At 62.9% G+C, this 21391-nt stretch carries 16 protein-coding genes and 1 pseudogene; 4 read left to right on the forward strand and 13 right to left on the reverse strand.

What is annotated here, in order from left to right; all coding sequences use genetic code 11:
• Positions 1–104 precede the first annotated feature (104 nt).
• Positions 105–3926, forward strand: coding sequence for an autotransporter domain-containing protein (locus DOD19_RS06775; RefSeq protein WP_112184789.1), 3822 nt, complete (start codon positions 105–107; stop codon positions 3924–3926).
• Positions 3927–4145: 219 nt separating this feature from the next.
• The gene (locus DOD19_RS06780) at positions 4146–5039 is read left to right on the forward strand and encodes a transporter substrate-binding domain-containing protein (protein ID WP_024975609.1); all 894 of its coding nucleotides are present in this window, start codon (positions 4146–4148) and stop codon (positions 5037–5039) included.
• A gap of 36 nt (positions 5040–5075) precedes the next feature.
• Here the strand turns inward: DOD19_RS06780 and DOD19_RS06785 are convergent, their stop codons facing one another.
• On the reverse strand, positions 5076–6002 hold the full coding sequence (locus tag DOD19_RS06785; RefSeq protein WP_112184762.1) for a LysR family transcriptional regulator: 927 nt from the start codon (positions 6000–6002) through the stop codon (positions 5076–5078).
• Positions 6003–6129: 127 nt separating this feature from the next.
• Here DOD19_RS06785 and DOD19_RS06790 point away from each other — a divergent pair, with 127 nt between their 5' ends.
• Positions 6130–6894, forward strand: a complete 765-nt coding sequence (locus DOD19_RS06790; RefSeq protein ID WP_024975611.1) for an SDR family oxidoreductase — start codon at positions 6130–6132, stop codon at positions 6892–6894.
• Positions 6895–7321: 427 nt separating this feature from the next.
• Here the strand turns inward: DOD19_RS06790 and DOD19_RS06800 are convergent, their stop codons facing one another.
• From DOD19_RS06800 to DOD19_RS06825, 6 genes are all read right to left on the reverse strand, one after another.
• Positions 7322–8158, reverse strand: coding sequence for an ABC transporter permease (locus DOD19_RS06800; RefSeq protein ID WP_024975612.1), 837 nt, complete (start codon positions 8156–8158; stop codon positions 7322–7324).
• 15 nt (positions 8159–8173) lie between these two features.
• A complete protein-coding gene (locus tag DOD19_RS06805; protein WP_162634356.1) occupies positions 8174–9442 on the reverse strand; it encodes an ABC transporter permease in 1269 nt (422 codons plus the stop codon).
• A gap of 103 nt (positions 9443–9545) precedes the next feature.
• A complete protein-coding gene (locus DOD19_RS06810) occupies positions 9546–10586 on the reverse strand; it encodes an ABC transporter substrate-binding protein (RefSeq protein ID WP_024975614.1) in 1041 nt (346 codons plus the stop codon).
• 80 nt (positions 10587–10666) lie between these two features.
• A complete protein-coding gene (locus DOD19_RS06815) occupies positions 10667–11755 on the reverse strand; it encodes an ABC transporter ATP-binding protein (RefSeq protein ID WP_024975615.1) in 1089 nt (362 codons plus the stop codon).
• A 440-nt stretch (positions 11756–12195) separates the two neighbouring features.
• Positions 12196–13614 (reverse strand): sensor histidine kinase, encoded by a 1419-nt coding sequence (locus DOD19_RS06820; protein WP_112184769.1) that lies wholly within the window; start codon positions 13612–13614, stop codon positions 12196–12198.
• A complete protein-coding gene (locus DOD19_RS06825) occupies positions 13611–14303 on the reverse strand; it encodes a response regulator (protein WP_024975617.1) in 693 nt (230 codons plus the stop codon). Before DOD19_RS06825 ends, DOD19_RS06820 begins: the two co-directional genes overlap by 4 nt.
• 206 nt (positions 14304–14509) lie before the next feature.
• On the opposite strand from DOD19_RS06825, the gene DOD19_RS06830 reads away from it, so the two are divergent.
• Positions 14510–15583 carry a porin gene (locus DOD19_RS06830; RefSeq protein ID WP_112184771.1) on the forward strand — a complete coding sequence of 358 codons (1074 nt, stop codon included), beginning with the start codon at positions 14510–14512 and terminating at the stop codon, positions 15581–15583.
• Between the two features lie 84 nt (positions 15584–15667).
• Here DOD19_RS06830 and DOD19_RS06835 read toward each other — a convergent pair whose 3' ends face one another.
• The 6 genes and pseudogenes from DOD19_RS06835 to DOD19_RS06860 form a co-directional block, all read right to left on the reverse strand.
• Positions 15668–16768 carry a J domain-containing protein gene (locus DOD19_RS06835; protein ID WP_112184773.1) on the reverse strand — a complete coding sequence of 367 codons (1101 nt, stop codon included), beginning with the start codon at positions 16766–16768 and terminating at the stop codon, positions 15668–15670.
• A 98-nt stretch (positions 16769–16866) separates the two neighbouring features.
• Complete coding sequence (gene icmH / locus DOD19_RS06840) at positions 16867–17877, reverse strand: type IVB secretion system protein IcmH/DotU (RefSeq protein WP_112184775.1); 1011 nt, start codon at positions 17875–17877, stop codon at positions 16867–16869.
• A complete protein-coding gene (locus DOD19_RS06845) occupies positions 17870–18154 on the reverse strand; it encodes a PAAR domain-containing protein (RefSeq protein WP_112184777.1) in 285 nt (94 codons plus the stop codon). The genes icmH and DOD19_RS06845 overlap by 8 nt, the downstream gene beginning before the upstream one ends.
• Before the next feature lie 2 nt (positions 18155–18156).
• Complete coding sequence (locus DOD19_RS06850) at positions 18157–20463, reverse strand: DUF2235 domain-containing protein (RefSeq protein ID WP_024975621.1); 2307 nt, start codon at positions 20461–20463, stop codon at positions 18157–18159.
• Complete coding sequence (locus tag DOD19_RS06855; RefSeq protein WP_024975622.1) at positions 20460–21113, reverse strand: DUF3304 domain-containing protein; 654 nt, start codon at positions 21111–21113, stop codon at positions 20460–20462. The genes DOD19_RS06850 and DOD19_RS06855 overlap by 4 nt, the downstream gene beginning before the upstream one ends.
• A gap of 58 nt (positions 21114–21171) precedes the next feature.
• Positions 21172–21391: pseudogene (locus DOD19_RS06860) on the reverse strand (DUF3304 domain-containing protein); the annotation flags it as partial.

The raw sequence follows: 21391 nt of genomic DNA on the forward strand, positions 1-21391 counted from the left end.
GGCGCGCCAGAGAACGACAACACAAAAATGGGTCACTCGCGCCGCGGTCCTGCCTCTCAATGGTCAGCGCCCGACCCATGGGTCTATGCAACGAGGGGATCAACATGAACCGGGTCTATCGGCTGGTCTGGAGCCGCACCTTGCGTGCTCCGCAAGTGGTGTCCGAACTGACGAAGGCGTCGCACGGGGGCGTTGACGCCAGCCCTGACACGACGCCCGCCCGTCGGCGCGCATCCATCATTTCAATCGGGGTGTCACTCGGTTTGGCCGGTGTGGCGCTCCCGGGTTGGGCCGCGACCTGCTCGCCGAGCACGATCGCAAACTGCAGCGCCGCCGGCGGTAACGGCATCCCGAACCGCAGCGGCAATGGTGGCAGCGGCAACGGCGGTGGCGGTGGTGGGTCCGCGCTGGGTGGAGGCTCCTCCACTATCCAGGTTCCGGGCGGGCCGACTTCCGGCGGAACGGGCGGTACCGGTGCCACGAACGACAGTGGGCAAGGCGGCCCCGGAGGAGCCCCCGATGTGGTGCTCGCTGGCGATGCCGTGATCAACGCGAACGCGCAGGGCGGGGCTGGCCAGGGCTTCGATGGATTCAATTTCGCGGGGGGCGGCGGAGGCGGAGGCGCCGGCGTGTATTCCACCGGCACCAGCGTCACTGTCAACGGCGGCGTGACCGTGCAGGGCGGCACCGGCGGAAATGGCGGTGCCGGCACCTCGGGGTCAGCCTCCAACGGCGGAGGCGGCGGCGGAGGCGGCGCAGCGTTTGTCATTGTGACGCCGGCTGCCGACGTGAACAACCAAGGCACCCTAGTCGGCGGCAATGGCGGCAACGGTGGCGGCGGCGGGAACCCGGGCGGCGGTGGTGGTGGTGGCGACGGGTTGCTGACCTTGGGCTCCGGTACTCAGGTGACCAACATTGGGACAATCGTGGGCGGTGTAGGCGGTGCCAGTGGTGGCGGCGGCAGCACGGCCGGGACCAGCGGCGCGGGCGTCAATCTGTCTGCCGGGTTCAACGTGCTTTCCAACGTCGGCACGATCACTGGCGGGGCCGGCAATGGCGGTGCCGCGGGCGTGGGCGTCATTTCCAACGGTGACGTCATCGTCAATGGCGGCACCATCAGCGGTGGGCTGTACAGCGACGGTGTCACGCGGGCGGCTGCCATCCAGTTCAACGGGGCGAACAACACGCTGCAACTGCTGACGGGTTCCAACATCATCGGCAACCTCGACGTGGCGGCGGGGGCAGCAGCCAAGATCACGGCTGGCAGTGCAGGCCTCTCGCTGTCCAACAACGTCACGCTGGGCGACGCCACGTCGCGCGTCACGCTCGATGCGACCACGACCAGCCTCGTGGTGTCGGGCGTCATATCGGGCGCGGGCAGCGCGGCCGTTACCGGCAGCCGAACGATCACGCTGACGGGCAACAACACCTATACGGGCGATACCACCATCACCGCCGGCACGCTGCAGATCGGCAACGGCGGCACGACAGGCTCGGTAGCGGGCAATATCGTCAACAACGGCACGCTGGCCTTCAACCGCGGCGATGCAGTGACGTACGCGGGCACCATCAGCGGCACGGGCAATCTGGTGCAGGCCGGGGCTGGCACGCTCACCATCTCGGGCACGGCTGGCTATGCCGGCAGCACAACCATCAATGTTGGGACGCTCGCGCTGTCCGGCGCCGGCAGCATTGCGGCGTCCTCGGGCGTGGTCAACAACGGCACCTTCGATATCTCTGCGACGACGTCCGGCGCCACCATCAGCACCCTGACGGGCACGGGCACCGTTGGCCTGGGTGGCCAGACGCTGACGCTGGCTAATGCAGCCGGCACATTCAGCGGTGCGATCGGTGGTACGGGCGGCCTCACTGTCAGCGGTGGTACGCAAACGCTGTCGGGCGCGAACGGCTTTACCGGCGCAACGACCATCAACGCCGGCACGCTCGCGTTGTCGGGTGCCGGCAGCATTGCGGCATCATCGGGCGTAGTCAACAACGGCACGTTTGATATTTCTGGGATGACCTCCGGCGCCACCATCAACGCACTGACGGGCTCCGGTGCAGTCTCGCTGGGCGGGCGGACGCTCACCTTGGCGAGTGCCTCCGGCACGTTCAGCGGCGCAATCGGTGGTACGGGCGGCCTCACACTGGATGGCGGCACGCAAACACTGTCCGGCGTGAACACCTATAGCGGGGCAACGACGATCAACGCCGGCACGCTGGCGCTGTCGGGTGCTGGCCGCCTGGCGTCGGCTACGACGGTCACGCTCACGGGGACAAGTTCGGCGCTCGATCTGTCTGCTGGCGTCAGCCAGACGGTGGCGCACCTCTCCGGCGTCGCGGGTAGCCGCGTGGTGCTGGGCGGCGCGCTCACGCTGGCTGACGACTCGTCTCAAACCTTTAGCGGCAGCCTGAGCGGCAACGGCGCGTTGATCAAGCAGGGCACGGGCACGCTCACGCTCAATGGCGTCAGTAGCGGCTTCGCCGGGTCGACCACGGTAACGGGCGGCACGCTGGCGGTTGGCGATGCGGCAAACGCCGGTGCTGTGCTTGGCGGCAATGTCCTGGTGAACGCGCTTGGGACGCTGCGCGGCCACGGCACGGTTTCGGGCGACGTGAGCAGCAGCGGGGTGGTCGCGCCGGGCGGCTCCATTGGAACGTTGTCCGTCGGCGGCAATTACACCCAAGGCTCGACTGGGACGCTCGCCATCGAAGTCAGCCCCACGGACGCATCGCAACTGCGCGTGGGCGGTGCGGCAGCGCTCGGCGGCTCGCTGGCCATCGTGTTCGATCCGGGCACCTATACCGCCCGCCGCTACACCGTGCTGAGCGCAGCCAGTGGCGTGACGGGGCGCTTCGCAAACGTCAGCACAGCAACGGCAGGAGCCAACCTCGGCACGTTGCAGACATCCGTGGACTACGGAACGAATGCGGTCGACGTGCTGCTCGCTGAAGCAACAGCGCCCGGCACCCCCGGCAGCCCCACCGTCGTGGCACCGACCAAGACCTCCATCTATACGGCGTTGGGTACGACAGCACTGCTGCAGGCACAAGGTGTCAACTCAACGCTGCTCGGCCGGTTGTCGGGGCCGCAGGACGCCCCCAGTGGTTCCAAGGATGTGTGGGTCACGGCCAGCGGCTCCAGTACGAAGGTGGGCGGTACGGGGAATGCGCCGGGCTTCCTCACGCACGCCTATGGGTTCCTCGCGGGCGCGGAGGGTCGCCTTGGCGCTGCCACCGTGGGCGCGGCGGGCGGCTACACGCACACCACGCTGGGCGAAGACACCACCGGCGCATCGGGCGCCATCGACACCCTGCGTGTGGCACTTTACGGGGCGCAGCCGATGGGTGCCGTCAACCTGTCGGCCACGGTCGGCTACGGGCTTGATTTCTTCTCGCAGAAGCGACCGTTCGGCAGCGTCGGTACCGCCGAGGGCGACCATCTGGCGCACGAATTCACTGCCGCCACGCAAGCCAGCTTGCCCCTGGAGATGATGAGCGGCATCCGGCTCGCGCCGCATGTGGGCCTCCGATATGCGTACGTGCGCGGCAGCGGCTTCGGCGAGAACGGCGCCAACGGCCAGAACCTGCAAGTCGGGCCGGACAGCGCGCGCAGTCTTCAGCCGTATGTGGGTGTCACGCTCGACAAGGCCTTCGGCGATGTGCGCCCGGTCAACGTGCAGCTTCGCTTGGGCTACGCGCACGAGCTGATGAACGCCGGCCGCGTCGTCCAGGTCCAGAGCCAGGACGGCACCGTGTTCGCCGCCCCCGGCACCGACCTGCCGCGTTCGTTCCTGACCACCGGGGCCAGCGTCACGCTCCAGGCCGCCAAGGCGACCACGGTGTCCTTGGGTATTGATGCCACCATCAACACGAGCCATGTGTCTGCGCAGTCCGCCTACGTGCGGGTCAACCATAGGTTCTGACGGAACAGGGCGTGCCGAAGCGCACGCTAGATCGATCGAAAAACAACGCGCCGGGGCAACTCGGCGCGTTTTTTTTTCACGCTGCACCACGCGTGTGCGGCATGTTGACTTGCATCAATGGCAAGAACGGTATGGCGCCTAGATTTCCGTAGAGAGGGGGCTGTAGCAGCCACAAGCCGACAGAGCAACAGAGCGCGGGACGCATCCACGGAGACGCAAATGAACATGATTCGCACACTCGCTTCCACGCTTGTCGTAGCCGGTCTGGCGGTGGCTGCGGAGGGCATCCAAGCACAGACTCTGGAAAAGATCGCAGCGGCAGACAAGATCACGGTTGGCTATCGTGAAGCGGCGGTTCCGTTCAGCTATCTGCTGGCCCCGAACAAGGCCGTCGGATTTTCGGTCGATCTGACGCAAGCCATCGTCGACGATGTGCGCGCACGATTGAAGAAACCATCTCTGCAGGTCGATTCGATTCCAGTGACTGGCACGAATCGGATTCCGCTTCTGGTCAATGGCACCTACGACCTCGAATGCGGATCGACCACCAACACCAGCGCGCGGGGCAAGGAGGTGGCCTTCTCCATCAACTTCTTCTACGCGGGAACGCGCCTCTTGACCAAGCGCGATTCGGGCATCAAGAACTATCCGGACTTGGCGAACAAGACCGTCGCCAGCACAGCCGGCAGCACGAACGAGAAGGTGCTGAAGAAATTTGCCGTCGACCACAACATCGACGTCCAGATCATCTCCGGCAAGGACTATGCAGACGGGCTGAAGCTTGTGGAAACCGGCCGAGCGTCGGCATTGGCGCTGGACGATGTGTTGCTGTACGGCCTGCGTGCCAATTCTGCGAATCCGGCTGCGCTGGAAGTCGTGGCGGAAACCCTGCAGGTCGAGCCGTACGCCTGCATGGTCCGCAAGGGCGACCCTGCCTTCAAGCGGCTCGTTGATGCAACCATCACGCGCCTCATGAAATCCGGCGAGTTCACAGCGCTGTACAAGAAATGGTTCGAGTCACCCATCCCGCCGGCTGGCGCAAACCTCGACATGGCGATGAGCGATGCGCTACGCGCCAACCTGAAAAAGCGCAGCGACAAACCGGCACAGTAGCGTGATGCGTGTGTGGGCGGGCCGTAACCGCCCACACTATCGCCCGCTCGATGCCGTTTCCAGGTACGGCGCCAACAGCTCTGCCATCCAGTTCATGAACACCTGTGCCCGCACCGGCAGATTTCGCCGGTTCGGGTACACCAGCGACACCGGCATCGGCAGCGGCCGAAAATCGGGCATCACCTCCACCAGCGTACCGTCCGCAATCGCCGACGACAGCCCCGCATACACGGGCGCTTGGATCATCCCGAGCCCCGCGCGGCACGCAGCGTCGTAGCTCTCGGCTGAGCTGACGGTCACCGCGCCCTTCATCGGCCGGAATGCGGAGCGGTCATCCACCGTGTATTCCCACCCCGGCGACTTCGTGCCCAACGTCTGCACGTAATGGACGATGCGATGGTGATCGAGGTCTTCGAGCGTTTTCGGCATGCCGTGGCGTGCGATGTAACTGGGGCTCGCGCAGTTGACCTGATGCAATTGGCCGAGCGGGCGCGCGATGAGGCTGCTGTCGGTCAGGTTGCCGATGCGCAATACGCAGTCGAAGCCTTCACGCACCGGGTCCACGCGGCGGTCTGTGCTGGAGAGTTCGATTTCCAGCTCAGGGTGCGCATCGAGCAGCGCGGGCAGGGCGGGGATGACGATGCGGCGTGCAACGCCCACCGGCATGTCTACACGCAGCCGGCCGCGCAGCGCCTGAGGGCTTTGGCGGAACATGGTCTGCAGTTCGTCCATGTCGGCCAGGAGGTCTTGGCAGCGCTCGTAGAAGGTCTGGCCGTCTTGCGTGAGCTGCACCTTGCGGGTGGTCCGGTGGAGCAGGCGCGTGCCGAGCATCGTTTCCAGCTGCTGCACCGCCACCGAGGCGGCCGGTTTGGGAATGCTCAGGGCTTCGGCTGCGCGTGTGAAGCTGGCAAGTTCGGCCACGCGCACAAAGATCTGCATGGCTTCGAGTCGATTGGCGGACATGACGGGCGGATCGATTGTTATCTGTGGACAAACACAGAGATAGGATAGGCGAGATTTATTCTTTTTTAGTCGCCCAATACCATGTTCTCACGGTGTTCGACACCCCAAACCCAACCGGAGAGCAGACATGACACAGTCCCACACCCCCATCGCCATCATCACCGGCGGCAGCCGCGGCCTTGGCAAGAACATGGTGCAGAAGCTTGCCCAGCGCGGCACCGACGTCATCTTTACGTACCGAAGCAACCGCGCTGAAGCCGATGCCCTGGTCGCTGAACTGACTGCCCAGGGCCGTCGCGCCGCCGCCTTGCAGCTCGACGCCGGCAAGATCGCCACGTTCCCCGCCTTTGCTGATGCCGTGCGCGGTGTGCTGGCACAGTGGAAGGCCGAGCGCTTCGATTACCTCGTCAACAACGCCGGCATGGGGGTGTACGCCGCAGTGGCCGAAACCACCGAAGCCCAGTTCGACGAACTGATGAACGTGCACTTCAAAGGCGTGTTCTTCCTCACGCAGATTCTGCTGCCGCTCATGGCCGACGGCGGCCGCATCGTCAATGTCTCGTCGGGTCTCGCGCGCTTTGCGCTGCCGGGCTACGGCGCGTATGCGGCGATGAAGGGTGCGGTGGAGGTGCTCACGCGTTACCTCGCCAAAGAACTCGGCCCGCGCGGCATTGCCGTGAACGTGGTGGCGCCGGGCGCCATCGAGACGGACTTTGGCGGCGGTGCCGTCCGCGACAACGCCGATTTGAACGCGATGGTGGCATCCAATACTGCGCTCGGCCGCGCTGGTGTGCCGGATGACATTGGTGGCGTGGTGGCTTCGCTGCTGTCGCCGGATAACCGGTGGATCAATGCGCAGCGCATCGAGGCTTCGGGCGGGATGTTCCTGTAAGCAGTGCTGCTCGCTAGGCCTTGAGCTGTCGCGGTTTGATGCTGGGCGCACTGGCCATTGATGGTTTTACCCCCTCGCGGGGCTGACCTACTTTTCTTTGTCTTGCCAAAGAAAAGTAGGCAAAAGAAAGGCGCGCCCGAGATGGCGAAAGACTCCTTGGATTTGTGTCGCGGGGCGCCATCAAGGGCTCAACGTCAAAAGAAAAAGGCCAACCCATCGCGCGGTTGGCCTTGTCGTTTGGGCGAGCGCCCAGAGTGTTTGGTTTTTGTCCTTTGACTTTGTTGCCCTATGCGGCGCCTTTCTTTGCTTACTTTCTTTGGCAAGACAAAGAAAGTGAGTCAGCCCCGGCAGGGGATGAAACAAGGGATGAACCACAAGAAACAAACCCCGACCAGAAGCCCAAACAACAACCAAAACCCAAAAAAACTTACGCCACCGCCTTAGCCGCAGCCCGCCCCCGCAACCACTCAAACGTCAGCAGCAGACCCGTCGAGAACACAATCAGAATCGTCGCCAGCGCAGCAATCGTCGGCGAGATGTTCTCGCGAATACCGGTGAACATCTGTCGCGGCAGCGTCACCTGATCCGCCCCGGCAAGGAAGAGCGTGACCACCACCTCATCAAACGAGGTGGCAAACGCAAACAGCGCCCCGGAAATCACGCCCGGTGCGATGACGGGCAGGGTGATGCGGAAGAACGTCATGACCGGGTTGGCACCCAGCGACAGGCTCGCCCGGACGAGGTTGTGATTGAACCCCTGCAGCGTCGCCAGCACCGTCGTCACCACAAACGGCACCCCCAGCGCCGCATGCGCGAGGATCAGTCCGATATACGTGTTGGCCAGCCCCAGCGGTGCAAAGAACAGGTACATGCCCACACCCACCACCACCACGGGCACGATCATCGGCGACACCAGCACCGCCATCAGCAGGCCCTTGCCACGGAAGTCGGCCTTGTTCAGCCCGATGGCGGCCAGCGTGCCCAGCACCGTTGCCACGATCGTTGCCGCAGGCGCGACGATGAAGCTGTTCTTGGCCGCCATGCGCCATTCGTCAGACGTGACGAGGTTCTGATACCAGCGCAGCGAATAGCTCGGGATGGGGTACGAGAGGAACGTGCTCGACGAGAACGACAGCGGCACGATCACCAGCACCGGCAGCACAAGGTAGAGCAGCGTCAGCACGGCCAGCCCGCGCAGCGAGAAGTACCAGATGCGCTCGATGAGCGAGGTGTGCGGGGCAAACATCGGTTTGGCGAGTTTCATGGTCGATGTTCTCCGTTAGCCGACACGAACCTTGGGTCGCGTAAAGCGCCCGTACACCGCGTACAGGACGAGCGTGGCCAGCAAGAGCAGGGCGCCCAGCGCGCAGGCCATGCCCCAGTTGATGGTGACGTTGGTGAAGTAGGCCACGTAATAGCTGACCATCTGATCGTTCGGGCCGCCGAGCAGCGCGGGCGTGATGTAGTAACCCAGCGCGAGGATGAACACCAGCAGCGCGCCGGCACCGATGCCCGGATACGTCTGCGGCACATACACGCGCCAGAACGCAGCAAACGGATGGCTGCCCAGCGACACCGCCGCGCGCTGGTACGTGGGCGGGACCGACTTCATCACGCTGTACAGCGGCAGGATCATGAACGGCAGCAGGATGTGCGTCATCGAGATGTACACGCCCACGCGGTTGAACAGCAGCGCAAGCGGCTCCTTGATGATGCCGAGGTCCATCAGCCCGTGATTGATGAGGCCTTCGGTCTGCAGCAGCACGATCCACGCTGCCACGCGCACGAGGATGGACGTCCAGAACGGGATCAGCACCATCACCATGACCAGATTGGCACGACGCTCCGGCAGCGAGGCGATCCAGTATGACAGCGGGTAGCCGAGCAGCAGGGCGAACACCGTCACCATTGCGCTGATGACGAAGGTGCGGATGAACACCGTCACGTAGATCTGCTCGTCGGGGTCGGTTGCTTCGATATGGCCGAAGGCATCTTGCCGGTGGTCCAGCGCGGCCAGCAGGTAGAACGGCGACGTGCGGCTGCTGTTCTTGGCGATGGCCTGCCAGTACGTGACATCGCCCCAGCGATCGTCGAGTTCGAGGAGCTTGGCGCGGGTCTGCGCAGGCGTCAGCGCCAATGGCTTGCCTTGGTCGTCAGCCAGCGGCATGGCCCGCGCCGTCTTGGCGACCAGCGAGCGGAAGCCCGGAATTTCAGTGTTGAGGCGGCGGGCCAGTGCCCCCATCGCTTCGCCTTCGCTCACGATCGTGAGGTCTGCGGCAAGCGCGGCGTAGGCGGCGTCGGCCGGCGGGCTCTTGCGGTCCCAGTCTTTCAGGGCGATGCCCGTCTTGGGCAGCGCATCGGCCACCTCGGGGTTCTGCACGGCGCGCGTGAGCAGGGCGCCGATCGGCACGACAAAGATGAGCAGCAGGAAGATGGCGAGCGGCGCCACCAGCGCCAGCGCCATGGCACGCCTGCGCGCCTCAGCGCTCTTCAATTCGCGTTTGAGTTTGGCCGTCGAATCAGGAACCGATTCAGCCGCGATCGTCATGGTGTTCAATGCTGCCTCGCCATCGCTACGGGAATTCGTCCGGCGGATGCCTTGCCATGGGGCGAGGGCATCCGCGCGGTCACTGCGTTACACCGCTATGCGGTTACTTCGAAGCCCACGAGGCGAAGCGCTGTTCCAGCTCGTCGCCGTGGTCAGTCCAGAACTGCAGGTTCTGCAGCACAGCGTTCTTCGCGTTCTCCGGCGAGTTCGGCATGTTCGCCTGCGTCTTCGCGTCGAGCGCCTTGATGGCCGCTACGTTGGCCGGGCCGTAGGCGATGTGCTTGGCGTACTCCTGCTGCGGTTTCTGCGACAGCGTGTAGGCGATGTACTGCTCGGCCAGCGCCTTGTTGGGCGTGCCCTTGGGGATGGCCCAGTAGTCCAGGTCGTAGATGCTGCCGTTCCAGACCACCTTCAGGTTCTTGCCTTCGCGCTGCGCGGCGTCGATGCGGCCGTTGAACGCGGTGGACATCACCACGTCACCCGCCACCAGGAATTGCGGCGGCTGCGCACCGGCTTCCCACCACTGGATGTTCGCCTTGAGCTGGTCGAGCTTCTTGAACGCGCGGTTCTGGCCGTCCTTGGTGGCGAGCACCTTGTACACGTCCTTGACCGGCACGCCGTCGGCCATCAATGCGAATTCCAGGTTGCCGCGTGCACCCTTGCGCATGCCGCGCTTGCCCGGGAATTTCTTCACGTCCCAGAAATCGGCCCAGCCGGTCGGGGCAGTCTTGAGCTTGTCGGCGTTGTACGCCATCGCGGTCGACCACACGAAGAAGCCCACGCCGCAGGTGCTCGGCGACTCGGGGATCAGATCGCTCTTCTTGGCGATCTTGCTCCAGTCGAGCTTCTCGAACAGGCCTTCATCACAGCCTCGGCCGATGTCGCCCGATTCGACTTCCACCACGTCCCAGTTGACGTGCTTGGCTTCGACCATGGCCTTGATCTTGGCCTGCTCGCCGTTGTACTCGACCACGGTGACCTTGTTGCCGGTCTGCGCCTCGAACGGCTTGTTGAAGGCGGCCTTCTGTGCGTCACCATTGGCGCCGCCGAAGTTGACGACGGTGAGTTCGGCCGCGTGCGCGCCGAATGCAATGGCGAACGCGCCGGCAAATACGGAGAGACGCGTCTTTGCGATGTGTTTCATCTTGGCTCCTCTTTTTGGTGTGTGGGTACAACGTATGGTGGTGACATGCGGGCGGGGATGCCCGCATGGGTCATGCAAGGTCATGCAAAAACGCGTAGGTGTTCCGGTGCGAATTCGAGTTGGATCGGCGCGCCCGGCGCAAAGCCTTCGAGCGCGCGCGTGCCCAGCGGCACCTTCACGAAACATTCAGGCTGATCAGGCAGGGCGCAGCGCATGCGCACGTGGTCGCCAAAGTAGACGAGGCCGCGTGTCTGGCCCTGCAACGCATTGCCGGCAGCGGAAGCACCCTCAGCCAGGCGCATGCGCTCGGGGCGGATGCACCCGGTGGCGGTGGCCCCCACATTGGCGCCGGCAATATTGCGGCCCATGATGCGGGCGCCGTCGTTCAATTGCAGCTCGCAGTAGTCGCCTTCGACGCGGGTGACGGTGCCGCGCAGCGTGTTGCTGTCGCCGATGAAGTTGGCGACGAACTCGTTGCAGGGGCGTTCGTAGAGGCTGTCCACCGTGTCGAGCTGCTGCACGATGCCCTTGTCGAACACGGCCACGCGGTCGGACATGGTGAGCGCCTCGCCCTGATCGTGCGTCACGTAGACGAAGGTCACGCCCAGCTTTTCGTGCAGGGATTTCAGCTCGTACTGCATGTGTTCACGCAGTTGCTTGTCGAGTGCGCCCAGTGGTTCGTCCATCAGCACGAGCTTGGGCTCGAACACCAGCGCGCGGGCCAGCGCAATGCGCTGCTGCTGGCCGCCCGAGAGTTGGGCGGGGTAGCGCTTGGCAAAGCCTTCCATGCGCACCATCTGCAGGGCCTTGTGCACGCGGTCTGCACGCTCGCTAGCGGGGATCTTGCGTACCGTCAGCGGGTATTCCACGTTCTGCGCCACCGTCAGGTGCGGAAACAGCGCGTAGTTCTGGAACACCATGCCGATGTTGCGCTTGTGTGGCGGCACGTTGTTGAGCAGGGCGCCTTCCAGGCGGATCTCACCGCCGGTCGGAAATTCAAACCCAGCCAACATCATCAGGCAGGTGGTCTTGCCCGAGCCGGAGGGGCCGAGCAGAGTCAGAAACTCGCCTTGGTAGATGTCCAGGTCCAGATGCTTGACCACGAGGGTCTCGCCGTCATACGTCTTGCGTACACCGCGAAAGCTGACGATCACGTCGTCGGTCTTCATTACTGCCTCCTGCCGTTCTCCGATCCATTCGGGTCGGTCAACATGCCGTGTTGTGACGAATTGTTGATGGACTATAGCGGCTCATTGTTCTGCAAAGTGGACCCAATCCTGGTTATTTGATGGAGCCATTTTTGGCGACACCTCGGGCGCGGCCTACGGGCGTGCGGCCCGTGGCACCACAATAGGGAAAACCCCGGATGCCTTGCCCGAGCAAGCTCGGCGGTCGATCGTGCGGTGGTGGCGATGTGTTTGAGTTTAGGTCGTATGCCAGCCCACGTGCGGCGGGCATAACAGAGCGCGGATGGAACCAATTTCGGCGGAACAGCGGGCCGTGCAGGCTGCGTGGAAATGGTGCGCCGCGTCGTCACGCAAACGGTGCACGGCGTTGGGCGAGGTGCGCGGGCCCTGCGAAGACAATGTTGTCGTGCAGCAACCCGCGTTCAGGTGGCCGGCTCTTCAGCCAATGCCAGCGCCAGGTAGACGCTTACGGTCAGTCCTCCACCGGGCGTTTCCGACAGCGCGACCGTGCCGCCGTGCAGGCGCGCGATCTCGCGGACGATGGCCAGACCCAAGCCGCTGCCGTCGTGGCCTTCCGATGCCGCACCGCGATAGAAACGGCCGAATACCGCATCGCGCTCAGGCACCGCAATGCCAGGGCCATCGTCTTCCACTTGCAGCACGGCCTGCTCGCCGAGCATCGCCATCGCCTGACGCTTGACCCGCAGCGTGACGCGCGCCCCGTTTCCGGCGTAGAGGATGGCGTTGTCGAGCAGGTTGCCGATCAGCTCCTGCAGCCATTGCGGCTCGCCGGCCACCGTCACCGGTTCGCCTTCAAAGCCGAGGTCGACGCCGGATTTGCGCGCAACGGGCGCCAGTTCCAGCGCGACATCCCCGGCCAGGGTGTCGAGGCGCAGCGGCTGGAGTTGCGGTGCGTAGCCGCTGTCGGTCTCCAGGCGGGAGAGCGACAGCAGTTGCTGCACGCCCCGCGCAGCCTCTCGCACGGTGCCGTGCAGCGGCTCAAGATGGCGGCGGATGCGGTCTCCATCGGGTTCGCGCAGGGCGAGTTCGGATTGCGCCTGGATCACGGCCAGCGGCGTCTTCAATTGATGTGCGGCATCGGCAAAGAAGCGCTTGCGGGCTTGCACCATGCGCAGCAGGCGCGCCACATACTGATTGATGGCCTCGACCAGCGGAGCGACTTCTGCCGGCAAGCCCTGCTGCGGCAGCGGGGCAAGCTCATCGGTGCCGCGTCCGGCGACGGTTTCGCTCAGCTGGCGCAGGGGCCGCAGACCCCGCCTGATGCCCAACCAGACGATGCCGACCGCCAGCACCACCAGCAAGCCCTCCTGCTGCAATGAGCCCGCCAGGATCTCGTGCGCCAGCGCCTCGCGGGGCTCCAGGGTCTCGCCCACCAACAGCCACACGAGCTGGATCTGCGTCGACTGGGTATCGCGCACCGGCACGGCCTGCGCGGCCAGGCGCACGGGCATGCCCTGGAACTGGCTGTCGTAAAAAACCGAGCGATAGGGCGCCGGCCGCCGCCCTGTGGGCATGGGCAGGTCGTCATAACCGGTCAGCGTCTTGCCGTTGGCATCGGTCAGGCGATAGAAGACGCTGCTGCCGGTTTCCGATTGGAGAACGTCCAGCGCGAGGTAGGGCAAGTCGATGGCGAACTGCTTGTCGCGAAGGCGCACGCCCTCGCGCATGGCCTTGAGCGACGCTTCGAGCGTACGGTCGAACGCGGCGTTTGCAGCCGTCATGGCCCGCGCATACGTGAGCCAGGCGTCGAGCGCGAGCAGCCCCATCAGAGGGAGCAGCAACCAGAACGAAAGCTGCCGGCGCAGGGTGGGCAGGCTCATCGGCCTGCGTTCGCCGGTGTGCTGGGCGTGGCTTCCAGCAGATACCCGAGCCCGCGCAGCATGACGATGGCCACACCGCTGCCGTCGAGTTTCTTGCGCAGGCGGTGCACGTAGATCTCGATGGCATCGGCGTTGACCGATTCGTTGATGCTGAAGATCTTTTCCGAGATGGCGGCTTTGTTGACGGCGCGGCCATCGCGCAGCATCAGCACTTCCAGTACGGCGCGCTCGCGGCCGGTCAGGGCGAGCAGTTCGCCGTGAAGCGTGAAGGCGCCGCTGATGCCGTCGTAGTGCAGCGGCCCACATTGCAACTGCGTGCTCTCGTGGCCGTGGCTGCGCCGGATGAGCGCACGGGCGCGGGCCTCCACTTCGGTCAGGTCGAACGGCTTCGCAAGGTAATCGTCAGCCCCGAGGTTCAGGCCGCGCACGCGTTCTTCCACGGCGCCATGTGCGGTCAGGATCATCACCGGCAGCGGGTTCTTGCGCGCGCGCAGGCGGCGCAGCACTTCCAACCCATCCATGCGCGGCAGGCCAATGTCGAGAATGGCGAGCGCGTAGTCCTGCGTGGTGAGCAGCAAGTCGGCCGCATGGCCGTCATGCACGCAATCGACGGTGAAGCCGGCCTGGCTCAGGGCTTCTTCCAGCGTGCTGGCCAGCTTCAGGTTGTCTTCCACCAACAGGATGCGCATATCGGACGTCTCTCAATCAGCCGCAGAGGAATACAGACATCGCCGCATGTTTTGAAGCTAGGGAAACCCCCGAGAACGCCGCGACACACACCGGCAATTTCCCGCCAATCGAAAGTGAACTGAAAGTGCGCCCCTCATACGATCCGTCCCGCCCAAAGCCCTGTGAATGGGGCATTTGCGCAAGGACAACGAATAAGGGAGACCTGATGAACAAGACTTCGATGGCGCTGGCAGTGGTTGCGCTTGCCACCGCCACCACGGCCGGCACGGCCGCCGCTCAATCCTCCAACGTGACCCTGTACGGGATCATGGATTCGGGTATCGAGTATGTGAACCACGCTGGCCCGAACGGCGGCAGCGCCACGCGCCTCGTCTCGGGCGGCAAGAACACGTCGCGCTGGGGCATGCGCGGCACCGAGGATCTGGGCGGCGGCCTGAAGGCCGTGTTCAACCTGGAAAGCGGCATCGCCATCGACACCGGCAAGCTCGACACCGACAACACGCTGTTCGACCGCCGCGCCGTGGTCGGTCTGGCTGGCGGCTTCGGGCAGGTGGTGGCAGGCCGCACGTTCACCACCACGTACGACTTCATGCTGCCGTACGACCCGATGGGCTACGCGCCGAACTACTCGTGGGCCACGTCGTCTACGGCCACGGGCGATCGCAAGGACGGCCTGTTTTCGCGCGCTTCCAACGCCGTGCGCTACGACGGCACCTTTGGTGGCCTGAAGCTTGGCGCCACCGTGGGCTTTGGCGAGGCCGCCGGCAACTTCAAGAGCAGCTCCAAGTACGACCTGGGCGTCGGCTACAGCGTGGGCGGCTTCTCGGCTGCAGTCACGTGGGATCGTCAGAACGGCGCAGGCACGAGCACCACGCCGGCAGACACGACCGATTACATCCAGGGCATTCACGCCGGTGCCAGCTACGACTTCGGTGCACTGAAGCTGTTCGCGGGCTATCGCAACTACAAGCGCGCCTTCACGACGGCGGCCGCCAGCCTGCGCAGCGATATGTACTGGGCAGGCGCCAGCTACGACGTGACGCCGGCCTTCACGCTGTACGGCGCGGTGTACAAGCAGAACATCAAGGACGGCACGGATGCCGATCCGATCTTGTTCTCGGTGCGTGGCCAGTACGCGCTGTCCAAGCGCACCACGGCGTACCTGTCTGCCGGTTATGCCAAGGCCAAGAACGGCCAGAACGTAAGCCTGTCGCGCGACGTGATCGGCTACGCCAACAACCAGGTTGGCGTGACGATGGGCCTGCAGCACCGCTTCTGATCGGCCAATCGACCGATCGCTGTAACGAACACGGGCACCTTCGGGTGCCCGTTTTGTTGGATCGGCGCGCAGTTCAGCAGGCCATCAGTCGAGCGCCGGGCGGGATTTCAGCATCCGCCGCACGTCTTTGAAATCGTCAAAGGCGGCAAGATCCTGCACGATATTGTGAACATTTTGGCGGAGCGCAGCGATGTCGATGTCGAGCTTTTGCAGGATGGCGTCCGGCGGCAGCGCCCCGAACCGCTGATAGCCGTACGTGTGCCGAAACGTCGTCTCGACACGATGGATTTGCCGGTCCAGCTCGCGCACCTGGTCTTTCAGGATCTGGTTGTAATGCGTCAGCCGCGCTTCGCTGATGTGGTTGATTGAGCGCTGATCGATGTGCTCAAGCGCAAGCTGCAACTCCAGCAGTTGCAGCAGGTTGTTCTTGTCGTAAGCCTCGTTGACGCGCTGCATGAGGCGGGTCTTACGCTCCCGCTCCTGCGGATCAGTTTCGCGGTCGGGGTGCAGGGCGCTGGCGAGTTTGCGGTAGACCTCGCGAATGGACAGGCTGATCTGCGCCTGTTCGTCTTCTTCCCGTGCTTCTGCGGCCAGTTGCTTGGGAGACTTCTTCCGGGCGGCCCGGCGGGCTTCGCGCTTATTTGCTGCGGCGGCTTTTTTCTCGGCCCGTTGCTCGATGTGCGCGCGGGCGCGTTGCAGGAGTGCCTCCTCTGAATCGACATCCGTGTCGTCGCCCAGGTCGACACCGAGTGCCGCTTCCAGCCTAGCCTTCATCGCTGCGGCTTGCAGCGCGGCTTCCCGGTCGAAGTCCGTGCCGCTGTATTTGTTGTAGAGCGCCTTCAGGCTCGGGTCTTCGTCAATCAGATCTGTCGTCAGCTCGACGATGAGGGCGGATATCTTGCGGCGCTCGGCTTTGGTAAAGCCGTCATGCTCATAGACCTGATCGAGGCTGCGGACGAGGTGGGTCTGCAGCTCGGCGCAGGTTCGCTCCAGCGGCAGGAACTCGCTGGCATATCGGCTCTGGAACCGAACGGTGGCCGCCTCCCAGTCAGCCAGCCGCTTACGCCGATTCTCAATTTGCCTGATCAGCGCGTTGAATGCTCTCTGGCCCTTCGACAGCGTTGGCGAGTCGTCCGCGTGCTGTTTGGGTGTAATGCTAATGGGCGGACGGTGTGCCTTGGTCATGGCGGGGTGTTCGAACAGCGAAGGACATAACGGGTGGGGCTGAATTTTACCCACGCGACGTCGCCCCCCAGGGGGCTGCTTGTATGCCGCCCTAATGGCTATCGGTCCCCGGATGGCTGGCGACTGGGCTCGCCATTCGCTCGGGATCTCGGCGCATCAAGCGCGGGCAAGGGCGGAGGGGCGGAGACCAACTGATCGATGGCTTCAATTGTCTGCAAGGTTGCCTCCTGTGCCTTGTGCAGCTTGAATTGGAAGTACGCATAGGTTCCAGTGGCAATCACCAGGCCAACGACTGCAGTCAACCACACTGGAACGCCGCCGATCGGCTTGAGGTTGCGTTCTGTGGCGACGTGCAATGACGGTGAAAGCTCCCGTGGCACGGGCGGAACTCTAGCCTTCACAATCGCGTAGAGCTTTTCACGCAGCAGTTGATGCTCGCGTTCGCCATTCTCCTTGACGCGGTAAGAGCCCATGAAGCCCACGTTCAAGATGAAGTAGATCAAGTAGATCAACTGTAGATTGGCATCGGGGTCTTCGACCAGGCGAGCAAGGAGTTGATACACCTTGGTGCCGCTATCGCGATCGCCGTGAAACTGCGCGGTGATCGAGTGTTGCGGCCATGCGCCAATGCCGTCTTTGCCACCACCACCCCATGGGGTGTGATGCGCCTCTTCATCCAACGCAGCACACAAGCAATAGCTCGCCCCCACGATGTGATGACGGTCAAAGGCCGCCCGATGGCAAAGCTTTTCAAAGGTTTGGATTTCGAGCACCAGCAGGGCACGCAGGTGCCCGATTTGACCGCGTCTGAGGTGTTTGATGGAAGACAGATCGGCGATGGCCCTGAGTAGTCGACCTGCTGCGATTCTCAAGCCCCACGGATGCTCCGTTCGCTTGATGCGATCCAGCATTTTTTGAAGCGCGGCTTCACTGTACGCCTCGACCGTCACGGGCTTGGCGCCATTGTCATGGATGGCGCCTTTGATGTCCGTGAGTTTCTTCTCAGCCGCAGGCGCCTTCCGCTCGGATTTGGCCTGCGGCTTGCCAGGTTTCGCACCTTGATCGGCCAGCCAGACTGGCGCTTTTTTTGAACGCTGACGTTTAGCCATCGACATACCCCGTCGTGGTGCCGATGAGTGCGCAGCCGCATCGGCAACGATGCCCGTGCAGAGCCACCGGTTGGCCGTTCACGATCGTGGAATCGTCACCTTCAACGATGGTGTTGATGCCATGCAAGCGTCCATCTGGGTAGCGCCCGGGGCAGTCCACGAGATCGCCCTTGCGGGCGATCGGCTTGCCGTCAATGGTGTCCGTTGGTGATCCGCTGATGACGGGGCCGTTGCTGGAGTTGACGTCTCCGACCACGATGATGGACCTGGATAGCATGTTCAATCTCCCATCAGCATTTCATCGAGCGTTGGCGTTGGACCGGCGTTGATACTACGCACAAGCGCTTTTGTTCGTGCAGCTTGTTCCGCCGCGCGCGCATCTTCCTCCAAGCCCAAATGCCTGATGGCGTTGTCGTTGCCGACAAAGAACACTCGTGCCCAGCCATACCCGCCTGGCGCGTACTCATGAAAGTACGGCATGCGAAACCATGCGCGGTTGTCATGGATATAGTCATCGAAGAGGGCGATGATGGCTCGGTTCTGACGCTCAAACTGCTCTACTGCTTTGGGTGCAGTCCATTCGCGCAGCTTCTCCACCATTTCGCGTGCTGGCAGAACCAACACGTCGTAGCGCTCTGGCAGGAATGCCTTGGTCTTGAGCGCGCCAGCGACCACTGGGCCTGTTCGCACATGCATGTCTTTGTCTACCAGATTGATACGCTCGCTGTCGGGATTTCGATCGCGTCGCACGTAAAGCAATTGGGCTGCATTCTTGTAGGCATCGTAGGCTGCGGCTCCAATGCCGACCGGGCCGATCGCCGATCGCTCCATCTTGGCCATCAACGGTGATGGCATTTTCTCAACACCAAGCTCGGCCTGCCGTTCAGGATGAAGGTAGCCAAGCAGCAGGCGGAATTCTTCTGCGCTCTCCCGCAGGTCATGCTGATCATTAGTGACGGTTTCATCCGCACCTTCGCCAGGCCGGGTCTTGTCTTTCTTCCTGGCGATTTTTTGGCAGAGTTGCTCCCGCCTGCGTGCCATGGCGTTCCAGGCTGCCTGCATCTTCTTGTCTCGTTCGGCAGCCTGTACCATCTGGGCCGCTCTCGTCGCCGCACTGGCGTAGCCCCGTGAAGCATTTTCCAGCCCTGCAGTGGCGCTGCCTGCGGCCAATTCTTTGATGCGCTGGCGCAGCTTCAAGGTTTCTGCATCGGTTTCCGTTGCCTTGTCGACCTGCAATTCCAGTTGATACGGCGTCAAGCTGTCTTCAGAAGCAGCCTTGAAGAACGGTCGATTGGTGAGATAGTCGCCAGTGTTCCAGCGTGCGCGCAGCGTGCGCCATGCAAGGTTCTGCTGCATGCCGATGCGCATGGCATCTGTCACGGTCGATATTCCGCCCATTTTGTCCAACCATGCATTGAAGGCATTGACGACCGACTGACTCAAGGCAAAATCATCCCTCATGTACGGGCTCTTGCTGACGTCCTCACCAACCAAAAGCGGCACACCCCAGCGCAATGCTTCGATGTACATGTGATGCAGTGGAATCTGGCTGAGCTTGTCGGCATCGCCAGCGCGGGCCTTCCCTTGGGCACCAGGCGGATAACCGCCGCCGACGTCTGAATGCACACCGGGGTAGGCCACCTCCAGCCTTTGGCCAGCGCCGCCCGGATAGGCTTGGCCCTCCATGATGGTATCCAGCGGAAAACTCATGCGCTGTTCGTGAATGGAAAAGAAATGGGTGCAGCGTTTGACGTCTCTGGGAATGTTCATGAGGCCATTGCTGGACCACGCAAAGTGGCCATCGAACGTATCGAAATCAAATGCCGCCCGCACGGAGTCCGGTGGCCCCACGGATGCCACGGTATCGAACAACCCCATGAAGTTGATCTGGTAGGGGATCGTTCCAGCAATCTTGCCGTTCGGTGCCCAATCGCGCGTGAGCTTTCCGATGAACGAGCGCGCGCAGGCTGCACCGCGCGAAAAGCCAAACACGTTGATCCACACCTGCTTGACCATCTTGTTGCGCTGGCAGTCGCGTTGCCTGTCGCGTTGGATGCCGGCGAGTTTGCGGTGTGTCATGTCGAAGAGATTGGAGAAGCCCCGGTAGCCGTCAGCAGTGGAATGGCAGAGGCGTCTGGCTTCGTCGTTTTCTATAAGCGTCGCGTTGGCGCCAGCAATTGCTCGGTAGATCGAGTTCAGCACGCGCGTGTAACCCCACACGCAGCGCCAACCGTAGCCGCGCGCGAAGGCTTTGCCTGTGGAGGAGTATTCGAGTTCACCGAGCTTCTCGAAGATCGTGCCAACACCGGCGATGTAATGCCGGTAGATGCCATTCCAGGGTTCTTCCCGTGCCGCGTTATATAGGCGTGCCACGTTGGTGTGTGCCTGCCAATTGGAATCTCGGAACTCCGGGTTGTCTTCGTCATCGTTATTGTTGGTGCCATCGAAGAACAGGCTGATATGAATGGTCTGTTCGCAGGAGCCGAGTGGGTCGATGACTTTGCTCTTACCGTGCTCATATGCGGTTTTTGCTTGTGAGAGCAAGCCGCCATCGGGCATCTTAGTGGGCCAGCGTAAGACCTTCATTGGTTCGTCTCCTCTTGCTTTCTGAGTTCGGCTTCGCGGGCCAATTCGGCTTCTCGAGCAATCTTCATTTGACGTTGTTTCTCGCGCCGCTCTTCATCTTGACGCGTGAGTTCTTCGTCCACCGTGCCTGTGGCCACATAAGGGTCATCGTCAGTTGGTTTGACTTCAAGACTGTTGTGTCCATTTGCGTTACCGTCCTGCACCATCAGCTTCACGCGGTCTCCGGGAAGAAAGATGGCAAATAGCGCGCCTGCCCTTGGTCCATACTCCGGCACCTCCGCTTTGGCTTTGTACCAAGAACCGTAAGTGACACCGTCTAGTTTCTTATCGGCAATCCACCGCACCACCACCTTCAGGCCAGGGCGCCATTTCTTAGGGAAGGAGGCGCAACATTTCCCTCCACCTCCGCCGGATGGCAAATCGTCGGATCGGGCTGGTTGAATATTCGGCCCGCCCCCTTTTATGCCGTTGTCGTCGAGCCCCTTTAGGTTGAAGGTGTGGATGTAATAGGGGGTGTAGTTCAGCCCACTAACTTCGCCATACTGCATTGGGTCGCCATCATCCCGTGCCGCCATGGCCGCGCGGTCGTCGCAACTGGCAAGTAGGGCGAGGCTGATCAGCAAAAGCGCCCTGATCGATTGGGTTTTCATAACCGGTTACTCCGATTAAAGAATAGAGCTGATGTGATTGATTTATTCGCAGGAGACTTCATCGGGTGGTCTCCTTTTGCTTATTGAGTTCGGCTTCGCGGGCCAATCCGGCTTCTCGCGCGACCTTCATTTGACGTTGCTTCTCGCGCCGCTCTTCATCTTGACGCGTGAGTTCTTCGTCCACCGTGCCTGTGGCCACATAAGGGTCATCGTCAGTTGGTTTGACTTGGAGACTGTTGTGTCCATTTGCGTTACCGTCCTGCACCATCAGCTTCACG

The sequence above is a fragment of the Ralstonia sp. GX3-BWBA genome (genome assembly GCF_003290055.1).
Classification (GTDB): Bacteria; Pseudomonadota; Gammaproteobacteria; order Burkholderiales; family Burkholderiaceae; genus Ralstonia; species Ralstonia holmesii.